General features: G+C 40.4%; 11 protein-coding genes. All 11 read left to right on the forward strand.

Features of this window, described 5'->3' with window-relative positions:
* The first annotated feature begins 155 nt into the window (after nucleotides 1–155).
* The 11 genes from QNI22_RS01205 to QNI22_RS01255 all read left to right on the forward strand — a co-directional run bounded on the left by QNI22_RS01205 (nucleotide 156) and on the right by QNI22_RS01255 (nucleotide 19115).
* On the forward strand, nucleotides 156–3527 hold the full coding sequence (locus tag QNI22_RS01205; RefSeq protein WP_314508775.1) for a SusC/RagA family TonB-linked outer membrane protein: 3372 nt from the start codon (nucleotides 156–158) through the stop codon (nucleotides 3525–3527).
* Between the two features lie 38 nt (nucleotides 3528–3565).
* Entirely contained in the window at nucleotides 3566–5116 is a 1551-nt protein-coding gene (locus tag QNI22_RS01210; protein WP_314508776.1) for a RagB/SusD family nutrient uptake outer membrane protein, read from the forward strand.
* Between the two features lie 165 nt (nucleotides 5117–5281).
* The gene (locus QNI22_RS01215; RefSeq protein WP_314508777.1) at nucleotides 5282–6757 is read left to right on the forward strand and encodes an arabinan endo-1,5-alpha-L-arabinosidase; all 1476 of its coding nucleotides are present in this window, start codon (nucleotides 5282–5284) and stop codon (nucleotides 6755–6757) included.
* 35 nt (nucleotides 6758–6792) lie between these two features.
* A complete protein-coding gene (locus QNI22_RS01220) occupies nucleotides 6793–8268 on the forward strand; it encodes an arabinan endo-1,5-alpha-L-arabinosidase (RefSeq protein ID WP_314508778.1) in 1476 nt (491 codons plus the stop codon).
* A gap of 191 nt (nucleotides 8269–8459) precedes the next feature.
* Nucleotides 8460–10142: a family 43 glycosylhydrolase gene (locus QNI22_RS01225; protein WP_314508779.1), complete on the forward strand. Its 1683-nt coding sequence runs from the start codon at nucleotides 8460–8462 to the stop codon at nucleotides 10140–10142.
* A gap of 254 nt (nucleotides 10143–10396) precedes the next feature.
* Nucleotides 10397–12370, forward strand: coding sequence for an alpha-L-arabinofuranosidase C-terminal domain-containing protein (locus QNI22_RS01230; protein WP_314508780.1), 1974 nt, complete (start codon nucleotides 10397–10399; stop codon nucleotides 12368–12370).
* 292 nt (nucleotides 12371–12662) lie between these two features.
* Nucleotides 12663–13364 carry an NUDIX hydrolase gene (locus tag QNI22_RS01235; protein WP_313984162.1) on the forward strand — a complete coding sequence of 234 codons (702 nt, stop codon included), beginning with the start codon at nucleotides 12663–12665 and terminating at the stop codon, nucleotides 13362–13364.
* A gap of 114 nt (nucleotides 13365–13478) precedes the next feature.
* The gene (locus tag QNI22_RS01240) at nucleotides 13479–15149 is read left to right on the forward strand and encodes a ribulokinase (protein WP_314508781.1); all 1671 of its coding nucleotides are present in this window, start codon (nucleotides 13479–13481) and stop codon (nucleotides 15147–15149) included.
* A gap of 52 nt (nucleotides 15150–15201) precedes the next feature.
* Nucleotides 15202–16698 carry an L-arabinose isomerase gene (araA, locus tag QNI22_RS01245; RefSeq protein WP_314508782.1) on the forward strand — a complete coding sequence of 499 codons (1497 nt, stop codon included), beginning with the start codon at nucleotides 15202–15204 and terminating at the stop codon, nucleotides 16696–16698.
* 94 nt (nucleotides 16699–16792) lie between these two features.
* Nucleotides 16793–18331, forward strand: coding sequence for an alpha-N-arabinofuranosidase (locus tag QNI22_RS01250; RefSeq protein ID WP_313996967.1), 1539 nt, complete (start codon nucleotides 16793–16795; stop codon nucleotides 18329–18331).
* Nucleotides 18332–18410: 79 nt separating this feature from the next.
* A complete protein-coding gene (locus QNI22_RS01255) occupies nucleotides 18411–19115 on the forward strand; it encodes an L-ribulose-5-phosphate 4-epimerase (RefSeq protein ID WP_314508783.1) in 705 nt (234 codons plus the stop codon).
* Nucleotides 19116–19622: the final 507 nt, after the last annotated feature.

The following is a 19622-nucleotide window of genomic DNA, read 5'->3' on the forward strand; positions in this document are numbered from 1 at the left end:
CACTATTCCTACTCTTCTGATTCGAGTTAAAAAAAGGAGCTAACACAAGTGTGTTAACTCCTGATGTATGTCATCTGTAAAGGATTGGCGTCTGATTTATAGATGACAAGTCAAGTGAGATCTACCTATCAGTAAACCAAACTCAAAACAAATTTATGAAAAGTTTTATCATATCCCGTCCCTTGTCTCAAAAAGGGTCGGTACTGAGTCTTTTTGCCCTGTTTTTTTTGTTTTTAGGTCTCTTACAAGCCCAGAGTAAGGATTTAAATGATACCCGACTGACAATAAAGGTTGAAAATGCAACCTTAGGTGAGGTATTTAAGATTATCGAAGATAAGACCAGCTATCACTTTACGTATAATGATGCTTATCTGAATATTAAGCAACTGGTATCTGTCAATGCAGAAAATAAAACCTTGACAGAAATTCTGAACATACTGGCTAAAAGTGCCAATTTTCAGTTTAAACAGGTCAACACTTATATTCATGTAACCTCTCAAAACGAATCCAGAAAAACGGAGACTGGTAACAGAGTCTCAAAACCAGAGGCAACCGTCATCACAGGAACTATTGTAGATGATAATAACCAGGCTTTACCAGGAGTAAGTGTAGTCCTGAAAGGTACATCAACAGGTACTACTACAGATGCTCAGGGAAAATATTCAATCTCTGTACCTGATAATACAGGCAGTGTTGTGTTAGTATTTACTTTTATCGGATATGTAACAGAAGAAGTAACTATTGGAAACAGAACGCAAATAGATGTGCAACTGATGCCTGATATCAAGGCATTGTCAGAAGTGGTTGTGATTGGATATGGTACACAAAAGAAATCAGATCTGACAGGTTCCATTGCAGTAGTGAAAGCAGATGAAATAAAGAAGTTCTCTACCAATGATGTGGCTCAGTTACTTCAGGGACGTGCACCAGGCGTCGCAGTTAGTAGTGATGGACAGCCTGGTGCAGCACCAAGTGTCAGAATTCGAGGTGTTGGTACTTTTGGTGATGCAGAACCACTATATGTAATAGATGGTGTACCTGTAGGAACATCACCTAGGGATTTTAATCCAAATGACGTAGAGTCTGTTCAGGTGTTGAAAGATGCCTCTGCCGGAGCTATATATGGTTCTCGGGCTGCTAATGGAGTGGTTATCATTACAACCAAAAGAGGAAAAAGAGATACTCCATTAAAAGTAGAATACAGTGGTTACTTTGGTCTTGATAAAGTATGGCAGATTGTTCCGGTGACACAACGGGAACAATACCAAATGCTGAACAATGAATCTCAAACCAATGGAGGACAACCTTTAGCACCAGGCAATAATCCGAATGATCCAGCCTACATTTCCAATATTGATACAGATTGGCAAAAGGAGGGTTTGAAAACAGGTGTTAGACAGAATCACAGCCTGAACTTTTCCGGTGGTAGTAAAACAACCATTTACAGTTTTTCGGCAGATTATTTTTCGAGTAACGGAACATTAGTCGGAAAAGGCCCAACCTATGATCGATACTCTATTCGTGCTAATTCAGAATCTGAAAAAGGTATATTCAAAATTGGTGAGTCACTATACTACACTCATTCGCATGAAAATGCACTCACGAATTCTGCTAATTTTTTAGCAGGTGGTCGTCCTCCTTTGATTGGTGATTTGGTAATTGCGATCCCAACAATGCCTGTGTATGATTCCAATCGTAAGGGTGGATATGGGGGAACCTCCTCCATTGTTGAGAAAGCAATTTCTTTGAACGTGATAGGCTTAAATAAGTTAGTTAACAACTTTGTGGATGTAGACCGGACATTTGCTAATGTCTACTCAGAAGTGAAGCTCCTGAAAAACAATGGTCATAGTTTAAAATATAAGCTGAATCTGAGCTATGATCGTACTATTACACGTGATTATATATTTCAACCAACTTTTGACTTAGGCTATTTCTTTCAGTCAGCAGTGGCCAAAATGGATGATGGCTCTCGTATTTTCACAACAGGTTTGGTAGAGAATACATTAAATTATGAGAAAAATTTTGGAAAACATTCGATAGCTGTTTTAGCTGGGCAAATGTTCCAGAAAGGAGATTACTTATACAGAAACGGTCATGCAGAAGGATTCACCGAACCTTACTTCCCTTCTCTGTCTAATGGAACAACTCAAACAGTAGCTGAATACATGTCACAGAATACTTTGTATTCTTTTTTGGGTAGATTGAACTATGGTTATGATGATCGGTATTTACTAACAGCTACTATTCGTAGAGATGGTTCTTCCCGTTTTGCTCCTGCATATAGATACGGAAATTTTCCTTCGGTTGCTTTAGCTTGGAAGTTGCATAATGAGAAGTTCTTCCAGAATCTTAATCTGTCTTTTATTTCAGAATTAAAACTGAGAGGTAGTTATGGCCAGCTAGGAAATCAAAATATTGGTGAATACTTATATGCAAGTAGTATCAATTCCAATGTGGTTTATAACTTCGGTGGCACTAAAACAACAGGAGCTACTCAGACACAATTGGTTTCTGAAACAATTAAATGGGAAACCAAAACTTCCAGTAACATCGGATTGGATGCTGTTTTTCTAAACGGCAAATTTGATCTGACGGTAGAATACTATCGAAACAAAACGACAGATTTGTTGGTAGGCGTACCTATTCCTGCTTCTACGGGAGCCAATAACACCCCAACTGTTAATGCAGGGAGTCTACAGAATTCAGGATTAGAATTCGCTTTAACCTATCATAAAACATCAGGTGAATTCACATTTGATGTTTCTGCCAATGCCTATACATTGAAAAATAAAGTGTTAGCTCTGGGTGGAAATAATGAACCTGTCTATGGCGTGGGTTCTAAAACACAGGTAGGAGGGGAAGTTGGAAAGCACTTTGGGTATCAAGTAGAAGGTATTTTCCAGAATCAGGATGAAGTGACTAATCATGCCAGACAAGAGGCTGGTACTGCACCTGGAGATCTGAAATATAAGGATCTGAATAACGATGGAGTAATAGATGAAAATGATAGAACATATTTGGGAAGTGCATTACCTCATATTTATTATGGATTTAACTTTAATGCCCGTTATAAAAACTTTGATTTGTCACTCTTTGCTTCTGGAAGTGGCGGTAACCTGATTAATAGTCGTTTGTATCGTGATTTGATGCATACCACTGATTATATAAACTACCATAAAGATGCCGTAAACCGTTGGACCGCATCTAATCCAAATAATGAATATCCTCGTTTAGTTGCTGGTGATCCAAATAATAATCAGAGAGATTCCGACCGAAAAGGTTGGTTACAGAATGGTACTTATCTACGTATCAATACGGTATCTTTAGGCTACAAGCTACCTGATAATCTGATAAAGGGTATCACTAATGCCCGGGTATATCTTACAGGACAGAATCTATACACTTTTCAGGCATATAAAGGATACAATCCTGACTTTACTGCCGGAACATGGAATCCTGGATTTGATTATGGTTCTTTTCCAAAACCTAGAACTCTTATGCTTGGAGTGCAAGTAGGTTTTTAATTTGATCTTCATACTATTCATTCTTTATTAGAAATCATATGAATAAGATAAAATATTCTTTGTTGCTTTTGTTGGTAATGATGGGTTGTAATGATCGGTTAGATTTGACCAATCCCAATAGCCAGACAACCGGAACATTCTGGCAAACTGAAAGTCAAGCAATAGCTGGTTGTGATGCGATCTATAACAGTATGATTATTGATGGTAGCTATATGCGTATGACACCTGCACTTTCAGATGCCCGTGGAGATGATATGAGTGGAGATAGCCCATGGGTTGATTATGTTCAGGTTTCTAACTTTACGATTCCTACAACTTCCGCACCTGTACAATGGGTATGGGGTGCATGGTATCAGCTAATCTGGAGAGCTAACCAGGTACTTGAAAATGTACCTGGAATAACTATGGATGAAGATCTTAAAAAACGTATTCTGGGGCAAGCTTATTTTTTACGTGGACTGGCTTATTTTAATCTGGCTAATACATACAAAGTGGTGCCTATTATTACTTCTACACCTAAGAGTTCAACCGATTACTATCCTGCATCTGCTACCGAAGAGGAAATATGGGCTCAGATATTTTCTGATTTTCAGAATGCAAAAGATAGATTGCCAGTGTCTTATGGTAATGTTTCTGGAGCAGATATGGGGCAGATTGGCCGTGCAACCAAAGGCGCCGCAACAGGAATGCTGGGAAAAGCCTACCTGTATAGGAAACAATGGCAGAATGCCGCAGATCAGTTTAATCTGCTAATTAACGGACCTGAATTAAATATATATAGTCTGGTCTCTAATTATAGAGATAATTTCACTGCCAGCAATGAAAACAACTCTGAGTCATTATTTGAAGTTCAGTTTGCTGGTCCGAATGAGGTAGGAGGTTCAGTACCAAATTGGGGTGGAGATCCAAGCTCCAGTTGGAAACAGGTTTCCGGTCAGGCTTGTACATATGCTGCAGATGGCTATGGTTGGTCAGACTTTTTACCCACCACCTGGATTTACAACGAATACAAACAGGAGAAGACTAAGGATGGTAAAACAGATCCAAGGTTACTGGCAACTATTGCTTCTTATGAGCCAGATGACAATTCTACCACTGTATATGGAAATCCATGGCCCTATGCTACCAATAAAATTTACCCAAGAAAATATACCAATGATGGATTGGGGGTGGCTAATGAGTATGATTTGAATTCAGGCATTAACTATCGTGTACTGCGTTATGCAGATATTCTTCTGATGTATGCAGAAGCTTTGAACGAGTTGGGCCAAACTGCTGCTGCCTATCCATATATTCAGCAAGTGAGAGACAGAGTAAATCTACCTGATCTGGTTGCTTCAAAACCTAATCTGGCACAAGTACAGATGAGAGATCAGATTGCACATGAGAGAGCACTTGAGTTTGCCAGTGAAGGACAACGTATCAACGATATCATTCGTTGGGGATGGTTGTATGATGCAGACAAACTGGCTATGTTAAAAACTCATGATCCGGATTTTAATACATGGACAGCTGGTAATGAATACTTGCCTATTCCTCAAACAGAGCTGGATGTGAATAAAAACCTATTGCCTAATCCTGCAAATTAAGATCTGTCTTTCAAAATTTAGCTCCTGACCAGAATATGCACTTGTACTCTGGTCAGATTGTCCTTCAACTCAGAAAGGATAGGTGGTTCTTTGCTTCTTCTCTCAGTACTTATTGAATTGATAAACCAGCTAATCAGCTATCCTACATAAACCTATTCAAAGCGTATGAAAAATATACTACTAAAGCAGCTTCTGCTTGTATGGCTTTTGGTTTATAGTTGTTTGTATTCCTGTAAAAAAGAAGCCGACGTAACGCCTGGTGGCAAAGATACTACAACTACAACTAACCCAGTCTTTAATATAGACCAGCTTACAGATACCTATGCCAGTATATCTGCCTATGAATACCGATATAAGTGGGGACCATACAATACGCATGATCCATCCATTATAAAAGAAGGAGATTATTATTACTGTTATAGTACAGACGCAGGATATGGCATCACTGTTCCTGCTGGAATTCAGGTCAGACGTTCGAAGGATTTGGTTGACTGGCAGTTTGTAGGCTGGGCGTTTGATGGATTACCTGCCAAAGGATCTGCCTTTATCTCACAGAACGGAGGAACTCCTTTTCAATCTCTCTGGGCTCCGTATACTATAAAAGTGGGCAGCGAGTTCAGATTGTATTACTCTCTTTCCTCTGCTGTTCCCAGATTGAGTGTGATTGGTCTGGCAACTGCTACCTCTCCTACAGGCCCATGGACGGAAAAAGGATTGGTTGTAACATCACTGAACACTACTACTATACAAACTAATGCGATTGATCCTACTGTATTAATTGATCAGCAGGGGCAACACTGGATGTATTATGGGTCTGCCTGGGATGGTATTTATATCCTGAAACTCAATGCCACAACAGGATTAGCGACCAACACGAGTTCGAAAGGTACCCGGGTGGCTCAACGTGGTTTTACAGGAGGAGTGGTGAATGGAAATATTGAAGGGCCTGAGATTATTTATAACAGTACCTTCAAAAAATATTATTTGTTTATCGCATACGACTGGCTGGAAACCAAGTACAATGTACGAGTCGGTCGAGCAGATTCTCCTGAAGGTCCTTTCTTTGATTTCAATGGCAATGACATGAATCTGGAACAGGATAATATCCCAATGATTGTAGCCCCCTATAAGTTCAATGGACATAGTGGCTGGCAGGGAACTTCCCATTGTTCCGTTTTTCAAACTGGTGATCAGTTTTATATGGCACATCAGGGACGACCTGGCATTGATAAGTACTTTATGGTGCTGCATGTGCGGAAAATGTTCTGGACAGAAGATGGATGGCCGATAGTTTCCCCTGAACGATATGCTGCTACTGAACAGACAACCATTGCTAATTCAGAATTAGCAGGAGAATGGGAGCAGATTACGTTAAATTATCAGGTTGTTCCTGGTTATTCAACTGAACAAGTCTCTCCAGATTTTCAGACTTCTATTTCATTAAAATTAAATGCCGATGGTACCATCAATGATACTTCTGATAACAAATGGGCATACACAGCTCCCTGGCTTTCACTAACTCAGAATAGTGTAACTACCAAAGTATATGTGGAACGTGGAAGAGATTGGGAAAACAAAAAAGCTTGCCTCGTATTTACCGGATTAGATGCCAATGGAAAAGCAATCTGGGGAAAGAAGTAAAATTCTTTCTCCACTTGCATTAATCTCTACCTAAAATGACTCTAAAAATTCGAATCATATTTTTATTCTGGTTAGTGGGATCTTTCATAACAGGCTTTGCACAAACACAAACCTTAGATCCTCAGATAAAAGACGATTATACAGACATTGCCGGATTGGATCATTATAAAGAATGGGCAGGGTATAATGTCCATGATCCTTCCTGTATCAAAGTGGGAGAGTACTATTATGTATACTCTACGGATGCTATTTATTTTCCCAGAAATGCTGAACGAAAAAATCCGGAAGTAAAGCAGGGAAATATTCAAGTGCGTCGTTCCAAAGATCTGGTACACTGGGAATTTCTGGGATGGGCATTGGATAAGATTCCCGATGAGGCTGTACAGCATATACGATCTGTTAGTGGAGGTAAAGAGCCTCAGAATGTTTGGGCTCCTTATGTATTGAAACAAGGCAATACTTTCCGGATGTACTATGCTGTATCTCTTTTCGGAAAAAAGACTTCTTATATCGGATTAGCTACCAGTACATCACCTATCGGCCCCTGGACTCAGGCAGGAGATGTAGTAAAAACAGATTCGACAAGCCTGATGAATGCTATAGATCCAACCATTGTCAATGATGTTGTAAATGGTAAACAGTGGATGCTGTATGGTTCTTATTTTGGTGGGCTATACTGTGTCGAACTCAATCCTGTTACCGGACTTCTGGTCAAGGAAGGTGATCAGGGGCATCTGGTTGTGAATAGGGCAGAAGCGAAGAGTCGGGTTGTGGAGGCTCCTGAAGTGATATACAATTCTCAGTTTAAAAAGTATTACTTGTTTGTTTCCTATGATGCCCTATTTACTCATTACAATGTAAGGGTAGGAAGGGCCGATAAACCGGAAGGACCATATTTTGATATGAATGGCAAAAATATGGCTGATACTACCAATAACTATCCTATCCTAACCTATGCGTATCGTTTTCAAAATCATGCAGGCTGGGCTGGAGTAGGACATTGTAGTGTAATTAATGATAACGGAGCCTTTTACATGCTTCACCAGGGACGTCTGGCACCAACCAATCAACCGATGGTATTGCATGTACGCAAAATGAACTGGACACAAGATGGCTGGCCTGTGGTTTCTCCTGAACGATATGCAAATGTGCCACAAAGTAAAATAGAAAAGAATGAACTCATTGGAAAGTGGGAACAGATTGAGTTAACAGAAATCGCTGATAAGACTCAACTCTGGCAGGGACAAATACGTGGTGGATGGAAATATGATACAACCCTATTTAATAACTCAAAATCATTGGAATTATTGGCCAATGGAAATGTGAAGAATCAAAAAGATTTGCATTGGAAATTAATCGGGCAATCGCTGGAACTTGTTAACGCCGCTACAAAAGCGAAACTGGAATTATTGATCTGGCGAGAATGGGATTGGGAAAATAAACGTCCAACCATTGTTTTTTCTGGTATCAATAAACAAGGACTAGGTGTGTGGGGTAAGAAGACCTTATAAATACGAGTTATACTTACCTGGATTTCTTCATACAAATGAAGGAAGAAAGGGTTAGTAAGTTTTTAGCATACTATCCATTGCCATACAAAACAGGAAGTAAGGGAATAGTTGAGACAAACAATCTATTCCCTTACTTCCATCCTGCAAACCTCGCTGTAGGTTACTGTTTTACTTCAATTCAGTAAAGTGCTATGTCACACAAATACTTTTTTAACACCTTATTGAGTGTTAGCCTTATCTTAATAACCTTAGTACATGTACACACTGCCTCTGCACAGTTGCTGAAAGGATCTATAGGTATACATGATCCCAGTACAATTGTCAAAAGTGGAAGTACGTATTGGATATTTATGACAGGAAGTAAAATTCCGTCACGCTACTCAACAGACCTGATTACCTGGACGGATGCATCTGTGGCTATGCCAACACGTCCATCTTGGATAGACACGGCTGTACCTAATTTTAAGAATAATAATGATACCTACTGGGCTCCAGATATAGCCTACTTTGGAGGTAAATACTATCTCTACTATTCCTGTTCCACATTTGGATCGCCTGTGTCTGCTATTGGGGTAGCTACCGCTTCTACTCCGGCTGGTCCATGGACTGATCAGGGGATGGTTGTTCAGTCACAAACTACTTCGAACTTTAATGCCATTGACCCTTCTATTTTAGTAGATGGCAGTAATGTATTCATGGCTTACGGTTCCTGGTCGGCAGGTATTGCTGTAGTACAGATTGATTCTTCTACAGGAAAGGTAAAATCAGGCTCTACCCCGACCCGCGTGGCCGGTGGCAATGGAGCAGACTGGGAAGGCGCTTGCCTGGTCAAAGAAGGAAGTTATTATTACCTGTTTGTAAATAGAGGTTCCTGTTGCAATGGTACCAGTAGTACCTATTATATTATTGTAGGAAGATCTACCAGTCCTACCGGACCGTTTGTTGACAAAAATGGTACAGATCTAAAAAGTGGGGGAGGCTCAATATTACTCGGTTCTTCAGGCCGTTTTATTGGACCTGGACATGTTGGGTTATTACGGCAGGCAGGTTCCAACTTTGTTTCCATTCATTTTTATGATGGAAATGATAATGGTGCACCTAAGCTAGATATTATCAATATGGGCTTTAGCAGCAATTGGCCTTTTCTGACCCGTGACTGGATTGCAGCCGGAACCTATACCATTAAAAACGTCAATAGCGGAATGAACTGGGATGCCTGGGGATGCACAGGAGTGATAGGGCAGGCCGTAGCTCAGGGAACAGCTTCCTCATTAACTTGTCAGAAATGGATATTTACTACAACAGGAAATGGGTCCTATCAGATCAAGACAGCTATGTCTACTGGCAATGTAGTGGATATAATCAATTGTGGAAGTGCAAACGGAACCAAACTTCAGCTCTATAGTGCTCTGAATAATGATTGCCAAAAGTTTAGAGTCTTTCGGACTGCAGATGGAAGCCACATTTTCAATCCGGTTAATTCCGAGAAAGTAGTAGAGGTACCTGGTGCATCTACAATAGCAGGAACACAACTGGGATTATGGGATTACAATGGCTGTACTTGTCAGAAGTGGACTATTACTACTGCATCCAGTTCACGACTGGCTTTTGAGGAGGTGAATTCTGATGATGATATTTCTGTATATCCAAATCCAACTGCCAGAAACAAGGGTTTTAGTGTAGTTTTGGGCGAGAAAGAGGTAGGAATGTATACCCGGCTAAACCTTATTGATTCAAAAGGAAGTATTGCCAGAAGTAAAAAAATAGAAGGAGGTGTTATTACATTTTCAGAGTTAAATCTGGCTTCAGGACTTTATATTATTCAACTGGTAAGCGAGAATAAAGTGGTAACCCGAAAAGTAATACTGGAGTGAAATAATTTTCTTTATAAAATGAGTAGTTTGTAAATATAAAATACTCATTATAATCAGATACCTGTTAGGATCTTTCTATAAGATTATCCTGAAAGGTATCTGATCATTTGGTGAGCGGATAAATAATCTTACGAGTATACTTAGAGATCTTTGGATTGGAGATATTAAATCATATTATTTCTGAGTAGATATCAATTGTTATTTGTATTCCTTTATTTTTTATATCGATTGTTAGTTTAACCATTGTACACAAAATGAAAAAATGCCTGTTCTCTGTTTGGGCTCTTATTGTAACGGGAACGCAACTATTTGCGCAATCGCCAACCGTATTAACTGTAAAAGCTGATAAACCTACTGCAACCATACAACCTACCATGTGGGGGATATTTTTTGAGGATATAAACCTGGGTGCTGATGGGGGGATTTATGCTGAACTTGTCAAAAACCGTTCGTTTGAGTTTAATGCACCGATGATGGGGTGGAAAGAACAAAAAGAAGGAGAGGCTTTTGGCAGTACGTTGGTAGAGAATCGATTGGAGAAGGGGGCAACCAATCCCCGGTATATCCATGTCACTGCCAATTCTGATAAAGGCAAATATGGTTTGATTAACGAAGGGTTTCGCGGAATGGGTATTAAACAAGGAGAAACGTATGACTTTTCTGTATGGACACGGAAAACGGACGCTAGTAGCCTTACTTTGCATATTGAACTAATCAATACAAAAGGAGAGGTAATCGGTAAAGCAGACCTGACTCCTACGGATAAGGACTGGAAAAAACAATCAGTGAGCCTGACCGCTACAGCTACAGAGCCTAAGGCCAAGCTGGCTGTATGGTTTGTTGGGACTGGAAATCTGGATCTGGATATGATCTCCCTGTTTCCAAAAAATACCTGGAAGCAACGCCCCAATGGCTTACGTGCGGATCTGGTGCAGCTACTAGCTGATATGAAACCTGGTTTCCTGCGTTTCCCTGGAGGGTGTATTGTAGAAGGGCGTGAATTATCTACTCGTTACCAATGGAAAAAGACAGTTGGAGAAGTACAGAGTCGGGAGATGGTTATCAATCGCTGGAATACAGAGTTTAAACATCGTCCCACACCTGATTATTTCCAGACATTTGGATTAGGCTTTTATGAGTATTTCCTGCTAGCCGAAGACATTGGAGCAGAACCTTTGCCTATTCTAAATTGTGGTATGGCTTGTCAATTCAACTCTGCAGAGGTAGTACCTATGAGTGAAATTGATCCGTTCATTCAGGATGCACTGGATCTGATAGAATTTGCCAATGGTTCTACAGATACCAAATGGGGCAAGCTGAGAGCTGATATGGGACATCCCAAACCCTTTAATCTGAAGCTTCTGGGTGTTGGCAATGAGCAGTGGGGACCTCAGTATCTGGAACGCCTTCCTCTGTTTACCAAAGCAATCAAAGAAAAATATCCTACTATCAAACTGGTTAATAGTTCAGGTACAGACCCGAATGGGGAACGTTTTGACTACCTGAACAAAAACCTGCGTAGCATGAACGTTGATATTATTGACGAACACTACTATCGTGCTCCTGATTGGTTTTTACAAAATGCTCATCGATATGATAACTATGACCGTAACGGGCCAAAGATTTTTGCAGGAGAATATGCTGCCCAAAGCGTTGCAACAGTAAGTCCTGACAATAAAAATAACTGGAAATGTGCTTTGGCTGAAGCTGCTTTTATGACAGGTCTGGAACGCAATGCGGATGTAGTACATATGGCATCTTATGCACCATTATTTGCCCATGCAGAAGGTTGGCAGTGGACTCCTGATTTGATCTGGTTTGACAATCTACGTTCGTATGGGACACCTAACTATTATGTACAGAAGCTATATTCTGTTCATAAAGGAACACAGGTAGTACCATTGGTACAGAAAAACGAAGCTGTTGCTGGGCAGAATGATCTATATGCTTCTTCTGTCTTGGATAAAAATACACAGGAATTGGTTGTGAAGATTGTAAACACTTCTGACAAATCTCAAACAACCAACGTGGTTATTGAGAGTGCTAAAAAGGTAGGGAAAACCGGAAAACTTTGGATACTAAAAAGTGAAAATCTGGAAAGTGTTAACTCATTTGAAGACCCAACGCTGGTAAGTCCTGCCGAACAATCTGTGACATTGAAAGGAAAACAGATAAGCCTGACACTGGCACCAAATTCATTCTCTGTAGTAAGAGTGAAATTGAGTTAAATAGTAATGTGTTGGCTATGTGGTAGTTGTATCCTTATTGGTAGTAGTTGTTATACAGTACAAGCTAGTAACCGATGCTGAGAAACATCCGATGAAAAAAAATGTCATTTAATATTAGAAAAGTAACAAAATAATGTTGTAATATTGTGTCAACTAAACACAATTCATGTTTTAGTAAATATGAATCATTTGTTTAGGGGTTATAATACTGAAGTAGGTAGAGCCTTTGGCTCTTCCCCACTTCAGTATTAACCGCCCGACCTGACACCACATACCCTGAAACAAGATATCTATGACAAGATACAACCACCCTACACGCATACTGGTAGCTCTTGATTGTATCATTTTTGGTTTTGATGGTGAGTTTCTCAAGTTATTGCTCATCAAAAGAAATTTTGAGCCGGAGAAAGGAAAATGGTCGCTGATGGGTGGATTTTTGAACGAAGAAGAAGATCTGGAAGTAGCAGCTGCCCGTATTTTATATGAACTAACAGGGTTACGGGATATTTATGTGGAGCAACTACAAACTTTTGGAAAGGTAGACAGAGACCCTGTAGAACGGACTGTTTCGGTAGGTTTCTTTGCACTGATTAATATTGATGATCATGACCCCGAAGCAGTAAAAGCACACAATGCATACTGGATTAGTTTAAATGATATACCTGAACTTATCTTTGATCATGCCAAAATGGTTGAGCTTGCCCGAGAACGTTTACGATACAAAGCTGCTTTGCATCCTCTGGGCTTTGAACTCATGCCAGAAAAATTTACAATTCCTCAGTTACAAAAACTTTACGAAGCTATTTATGGAATGACATTGGATCGGCGCAATTTTAGCCGTAAACTTTTGTCAACAGGTTTATTGATCGATACAGGAGAGAAAAACGAAAATTCTGCTACAAAAAAAGCAACACTCTATAAATTAAACAGAGAGAAATACCAGGATAAGTTTCATGAGTTCTGGAATTTCATGCCAGATACTTTTCTGATTTGAAAGGTTAATTATCAGGTTTGTGCACACACAAACTTTTCTTTTGCATAGAATTGTGTCATACTAACACAAAAGTAGAATAAATACTTTTTTTAACACCTGAACATTTTTAAACTAATGAAAGACGTATATGTTATAGGCCTGGACTATGGTACTGATTCCGTTCGGGCACTGGTTGTACATGCGGGAACGGGAGAGGTGGCTGGTACGGCAGTACATGAGTACAAACGTTGGAAACAGGGAGCATACTGTGATCCAACTATCTCTCAGTTTCGTCAGCACCCATTGGACTACATCGAAGGTTTAGAGGAAACCATTAAAGGGGCTTTGGCTAAGACTTCTGAAGAGGTTCGCAAGAACGTGGTAGGCATCTCTGTCGATACTACAGGATCTACACCTGTAGCCGTAGATGAAAATGGCACTCCGTTGGCTCTATTACCCGAGTTTGCTGAAAATCCCAATGGTATGTTCATTCTATGGAAAGATCATACAGCCAATGCAGAAGCGGAAGAGATAAATCAACTGGCTTATCACTGGGCAACTGATTTTACCAAATATGTAGGTGGTATTTATTCTTCTGAATGGTTCTGGGCAAAGATTCTACGCACATTACGGGTAGATGCAAGTATTCGCTCCAAAGCTTATTCCTGGGTAGAGCATTGTGACTGGATTTCTGCTGTGTTAACAGGAAATACAAATCCTCGTACGTTGAAGCGTTCACGTTGTGCCGCGGGTCACAAAGCTATGTGGAATGACGAATTTGAAGGGTTGCCATCGGATGAATTTTTGGTAAAGCTAGATCCATTGTTGGGAGGACTAAGAGATCGTCTTTTTGATGAATCTTATACTTCAGATGTGGCTATGGGCAAGATATCTCCTGAGTGGGCCGAAAAGCTGGGATTGTCTTCTGATGTTATTATTGGTGTTGGGGCCTTTGATGCTCATATGGGCGCTGTTGGTGCTTGTATTGAACCTTATTCATTGTGTAAAGTAATAGGTACTTCTACGTGTGATATTCTTACTGCTCCTTCGGAAGAAGTAGGCCATTTGTTAATCCGCGGTATCTGTGGGCAGGTAGATGGATCTGTGGTACCAGGTATGCTTGGGATGGAAGCAGGACAATCTGCGTTTGGTGATATTTATGCATGGTTTCAGCGAATCATCACAAAACCTGTTCGTGAGTTATTGGGTGAGGAAGTAGCTGAGAAACTGAGCCAGCAATTGATTCCCTATTTGGCAGAACAGGCTGCTAAATTACCTGTAAAAGAAACAGATGTGGTTTCCCTTGACTGGCTGAATGGACGTCGTACACCCGATGCTAATCATACACTGAAAGGGGCTATGGCTGGCCTGAATCTAGGTACAGATACCGTGCGTATTTTTAAATCTCTTGTAGAATCTACTGCATTTGGGTCAAAAGCTATCGTAGAGAGGTTCCTGCAAGAAGGCGTGGCTATCAAACAGGTAATTGCCATTGGTGGTGTTGCCAAAAAGTCTCCTTTTGTCATGCAGACATTGGCTGATGTGCTGAATATGCCTATTAAGGTTGCTAAATCCGAACAAACCTGTGCATTGGGAGCGGCTATGTGTGCGGCTGTAGCTGCAGGAGTTTATGCAACTATGGAAGAGGCGCAGGAGGCTATGTCGTCGGGTTTTGATGCTGTGTATGAACCTCGTCCGGATGTTTCTGCTGTGTATCAGAAACTATATGCCAAATATCTTCAGTTTGGCCACTTTATTGAGCATTCTTATCTGAAAAAGCAAGCAGAAGCTTCATTGACTGCCTGATATACAAATACATATTTATTATCCCGACCTATATTTAACCACATATATTTCAATGATTGATTTAAAACAATATGAAGTCTGGTTTGTAACCGGAAGTCAGCACTTGTATGGAGAAGAAACTCTTCGTCAGGTAGATGAGCATTCTAAAATTATTGCAGATTCTCTGAATTCAGCAAGCCAGATACCTGTTCGGGTTGTTTTTAAACCTGTGGTAAAAACACCTGATGAAATCTACAAAATATGTCAGGATGCCAATGTTGCTTCGAATTGTGTGGGCATCATTGCCTGGATGCATACATTCTCACCTGCTAAAATGTGGATTGGTGGCTTGAAAGCTTTACAAAAGCCATTGTTGCACTTACATACACAGTTTAACCGGGATATTCCATGGAGTGATATTGACATGGATTTCATGAACCTGAATCAGTCTGCCCATGGTGACAGAGAGTTTGGGTTCATTATGTCTCGTATGCGACTGAACCGTAAGGTGGTAGTTGGTCACTGGCAGCAGCAGGATGTATTGGAGAAAATCAATAGCTGGAGTCGTGTGGCTACTGCAAAGTACAGAATGCAAACCATGAAAGTGGTACGCTTTGGCGATAACATGCGTCAGGTAGCTGTAACAGAAGGTGATAAAGTAGAAGCTGAACTGAAGTTTGGCTTTTCAGTAAATACGCATGGAGTAGGTGATCTGGTGAAAGTAATCAATCAGGTTACAGATGCTGAGATTAATACACTGATCAAAGAATACGAAGATACCTATCAGTTAATGGCTTCCTTGGCCAATGGTGGAGCTATGCGTGCATCTCTGGTAGAAGCAGCACGTATTGAATTAGGCTTGACCGCATTTTTGAAGGATGGTGGTTTCTCTGCTTACACCAATACATTTGAAGACCTGCATGGCATGCGTCAGTTGCCCGGTATCGCTTCTCAGCGATTAATGGCTGCCGGATATGGATATGGAGGAGAAGGAGACTGGAAAACGTCTGCTATGGTACATATCATGAAGGTGATGGCAAGTGGATTGAAAGGTGGAAACTCTTTTATGGAAGATTATACTTACCACTTTGATCCTGCTAACCAGATGGTATTAGGAGCTCACATGCTGGAAATTTGTCCTTCTATTGCCAGTGGTACAGTAAAATGTGAAGTACACCCACTAGGTATCGGTGGCAAAGAAGATCCTGTGCGGCTGGTATTTAATGGAGCCAGTGGCCCTGCGTTAAATGTCTCTCTGATTGATATGGGCAATCGCTTCCGTTTATTGGTTAATGAAGTAGAAGCTGTTGAAGTACAACAAGAACTACCTAAGTTACCTGTTGCACGAGTATTGTGGAAACCTCAACCCGATATGCAAACAGGTTGTGCTGCCTGGATTTATGCTGGAGGAGCTCACCATACTGTATACAGCCAGAACCTGACCACCGAATACATTGCTGACTTTGCTGAAATGGTCGGAGTAGAACTGGTGGTTATTGATAAGAACACCGAATTGCGCCAACTGAAGAATGAATTACGTTGGAGCGAATTATATTATGGAAAGCTGTAAGTGAGTATATGGGAGGCAAGGAGTATCCTTATTTCTTGCCTGTTCTTTGCCTTTTTGCGGTATCGTAATAATCTATTCTACCCATCAATCTCTTATGAAAAAAATCTTTTTAACACTTGTTTTAAGCATAACTGGATACTGGACTTTTGCTCAGAATCAGGTTATCATTAATGGGGACTTAGGCAAAACGACTATCAATAAACATATTTATGGTCACTTTGCTGAGCATCTGGGACGTTGCGTCTATGGCGGGTTTTATGTAGGCGAAAACAATACAAAAATCCCGAACAAAAACGGTGTCCGTACAGATGTAATTGAGGCGCTGAAAAAAATGAAAATCCCAAACCTACGTTGGCCGGGAGGTTGTTTTGCAGATACATACCACTGGAAAGATGGTATCGGACCTAAAAAACAGCGTCCTTCTATGGTGAATGCCTGGTGGGGTGGGGTTACAGAAGACAACAGCTTTGGTACACATGATTTCCTGGATATGTGTGAGCAGTTAGGTACAGAGCCTTATCTGGCTGGTAATGTAGGAAGTGGAACTGTAAAAGAACTTTCTGACTGGGTTCAGTATGTAAACCATGAAGGCGTAAGTCCTATGGCTAACCTACGTAAAGAGAATGGTCGTGACAAACCTTGGAATGTGCACTTCTGGGGAGTGGGCAATGAAGCCTGGGGATGTGGTGGTAATATGAAAGCTGAATATTATGCTAATATCTATCGCCAGTATGCTACATTCATGAGCGATTGGTCTAATACCAGCAAATTGTTCCGGATTGCTTCTGGTGCTAACTCGGCTGACTTCAACTGGACAGAAATACTGATGCGTGATATTCCACATAACATGCTGGATGGGTTGGCTTTGCACCATTACTCTGTTATTGACTGGAATAAAAAAGGGCCTGCAGTAAATTATGATGAAGATCTATATTTCAAAACCATGAAACAAGCTTTGCTTATGGATGAACTGATTCATAAGCACGCTACCATCATGGATAAGTATGATCCTAAAAAGAAAGTAGCCTTGGTAGTAGATGAATGGGGGGGATGGTATGAAGTAGAGCCGGGAACCAATCCTGGATTTCTATACCAACAGAATACCATGCGTGACGCTATGATTGCAGGTACTACACTGAATATTTTCCACAAATACAGTGATCGGGTACGTATGGCAAACCTGGCGCAAACCATTAATGTGCTTCAGGCTGTCATTCTGACCAATGAAGAAAAAATGTTGCTGACGCCTACATATCATGTATTAGAAATGTACAATGTGCACCAGGACGCAACCATGCTGCCTGTTGATGTACAAACAGCAGATTATACATTCGGAAATGAAAAATTGCCTGCGTTGTCTGTATCTGCTTCCAGAGACAAAAATGGTGTGACCCATATTTCTCTGGTAAATATCGATCCTTCTAAATCGCAGGAAATATCACTGAACTTGCGTGGGATGAAAGCATCAGGTGTAACAGGTCGTATCCTTACTTCTGCGAAGGTGCAGGATCATAACACATTTGAAAGTCCTGATAAAGTAAAACCTGCAGCCTTTAAAGGTGCGTCTATCAAAGGTGATAACCTGAAAGTGACATTGCCTCCGATTTCTGTGGTGGTACTGGAACTGAAATAATTCCAAAAGGAAGAGGCTTTCTTTGGTCTCTTCCTTTTACAATATTTTTATAGTTGATCTGTATTTAACTTTTGCCTACATGTCTATTTATCAATCTTTAAAAGAGCAGGTATATGAGGCCAATATGGAGATTCCCAGACAAAAGCTGGCAATCTATACATTTGGCAATGTGAGCGGTATTGATCGCAAAGCAGGTGTAGTTGGTATCAAACCCAGTGGAGTGCCCTATGATAATCTGAAGCCCAGCGATATTGTAATTGTAGATTTGGATAATCAACTGGTAGAAGGAAATATGCGTCCTTCTTCAGATACCAAAACGCATACACTGCTTTACAAACATTTTGAACATATTGGTGGAGTATGTCATACTCATTCAACTTATGCTGTGGCTTGGGCTCAGGCTATGCGTCCTATCCCCAACATGGGAACTACGCATGCTGACCATCTGGTGGCAGCCGTACCAGTGACAGATGTAATGACTGATGAGATGATAACCGGAGATTACGAACTGGAAACAGGTAATCAGATTCTGAATATTTTCAAAGAGTTAAATTTATCTCCAGAAGAAGTAGAAATGGTGTTAGTTGCCTGTCATGGTCCGTTTACCTGGGGAAAAGATCCTGCAAAAGCTGTATATAACGCTACTGTATTGGAAGAGCTGGCTAAGATGGCCCATCTGACACTTACTATCAACCCCAATACACCCACTATCAAACAAACTCTGATCGACAAGCACTACTTCCGTAAACATGGCAAAAACGCCTATTATGGACAAGGTTGTTGATCTGTTTTTATTTCATGTTTTTTTCTGAAAAATAAACAAAAAGGTACAAAGAAAGTAAAGTAGACTTCAATCGCGATAGGTAGTATAGGTGCGTGAGGATAAAAATTCCACGGGTCTAGCGTTGGCCTTGTGGGGCGAAGTTTTGGAATTTTTTGTCCTTTTTTGCGGCTGGCCCACATCCTGGCCCAACAAATTCTCATTTGTTGTTCTTTTTTGGGCAAGCAAAAAATGAAGAAGCTGGTGGAAGAATGGTGAGCGGAAATCTGAGATAACTTTAGTTGAAGATAACCACATTGCCACAAAATTAGAATAGAAAATATACTGACACTTTTGCTCTCTAAACTGAAGTGTCAGTGTTCCTGAACATATATCCCTCTGTTTTGGTTTTTTTGCTCTGTTGTCTGTGGATACATATGGTCAGTTTGAAATAGGAATAAAAAAATAATTTGTTGTGAAAATAAAATAACATCTGACAGAAAATAATTAGCTAAATCACTTTGAACCCTG

Source organism: Xanthocytophaga agilis, assembly GCF_030068605.1.
In the GTDB taxonomy this organism is placed as follows: Bacteria; Bacteroidota; Bacteroidia; order Cytophagales; family 172606-1; genus Xanthocytophaga; species Xanthocytophaga agilis.

What these genes read in the sequence shown, in the direction of transcription:
- QNI22_RS01210 (WP_314508776.1), top strand. Translation starts at nt 3,566, where the DNA reads ATGAATAAGATAAAATATTCTTTGTTGCTTTTGTTGGTAATGATGGGT.
- araA (WP_314508782.1), top strand. Translation starts at nt 15,202, where the DNA reads ATGATTGATTTAAAACAATATGAAGTCTGGTTTGTAACCGGAAGTCAG.
- QNI22_RS01255 (WP_314508783.1), top strand. Translation starts at nt 18,411, where the DNA reads ATGTCTATTTATCAATCTTTAAAAGAGCAGGTATATGAGGCCAATATG.
- QNI22_RS01240 (WP_314508781.1), top strand. Translation starts at nt 13,479, where the DNA reads ATGAAAGACGTATATGTTATAGGCCTGGACTATGGTACTGATTCCGTT.
- QNI22_RS01250 (WP_313996967.1), top strand. Translation starts at nt 16,793, where the DNA reads ATGAAAAAAATCTTTTTAACACTTGTTTTAAGCATAACTGGATACTGG.
- QNI22_RS01230 (WP_314508780.1), top strand. Translation starts at nt 10,397, where the DNA reads ATGAAAAAATGCCTGTTCTCTGTTTGGGCTCTTATTGTAACGGGAACG.
- QNI22_RS01205 (WP_314508775.1), top strand. Translation starts at nt 156, where the DNA reads ATGAAAAGTTTTATCATATCCCGTCCCTTGTCTCAAAAAGGGTCGGTA.
- QNI22_RS01220 (WP_314508778.1), top strand. Translation starts at nt 6,793, where the DNA reads ATGACTCTAAAAATTCGAATCATATTTTTATTCTGGTTAGTGGGATCT.
- QNI22_RS01235 (WP_313984162.1), top strand. Translation starts at nt 12,663, where the DNA reads ATGACAAGATACAACCACCCTACACGCATACTGGTAGCTCTTGATTGT.
- QNI22_RS01215 (WP_314508777.1), top strand. Translation starts at nt 5,282, where the DNA reads ATGAAAAATATACTACTAAAGCAGCTTCTGCTTGTATGGCTTTTGGTT.
- QNI22_RS01225 (WP_314508779.1), top strand. Translation starts at nt 8,460, where the DNA reads ATGTCACACAAATACTTTTTTAACACCTTATTGAGTGTTAGCCTTATC.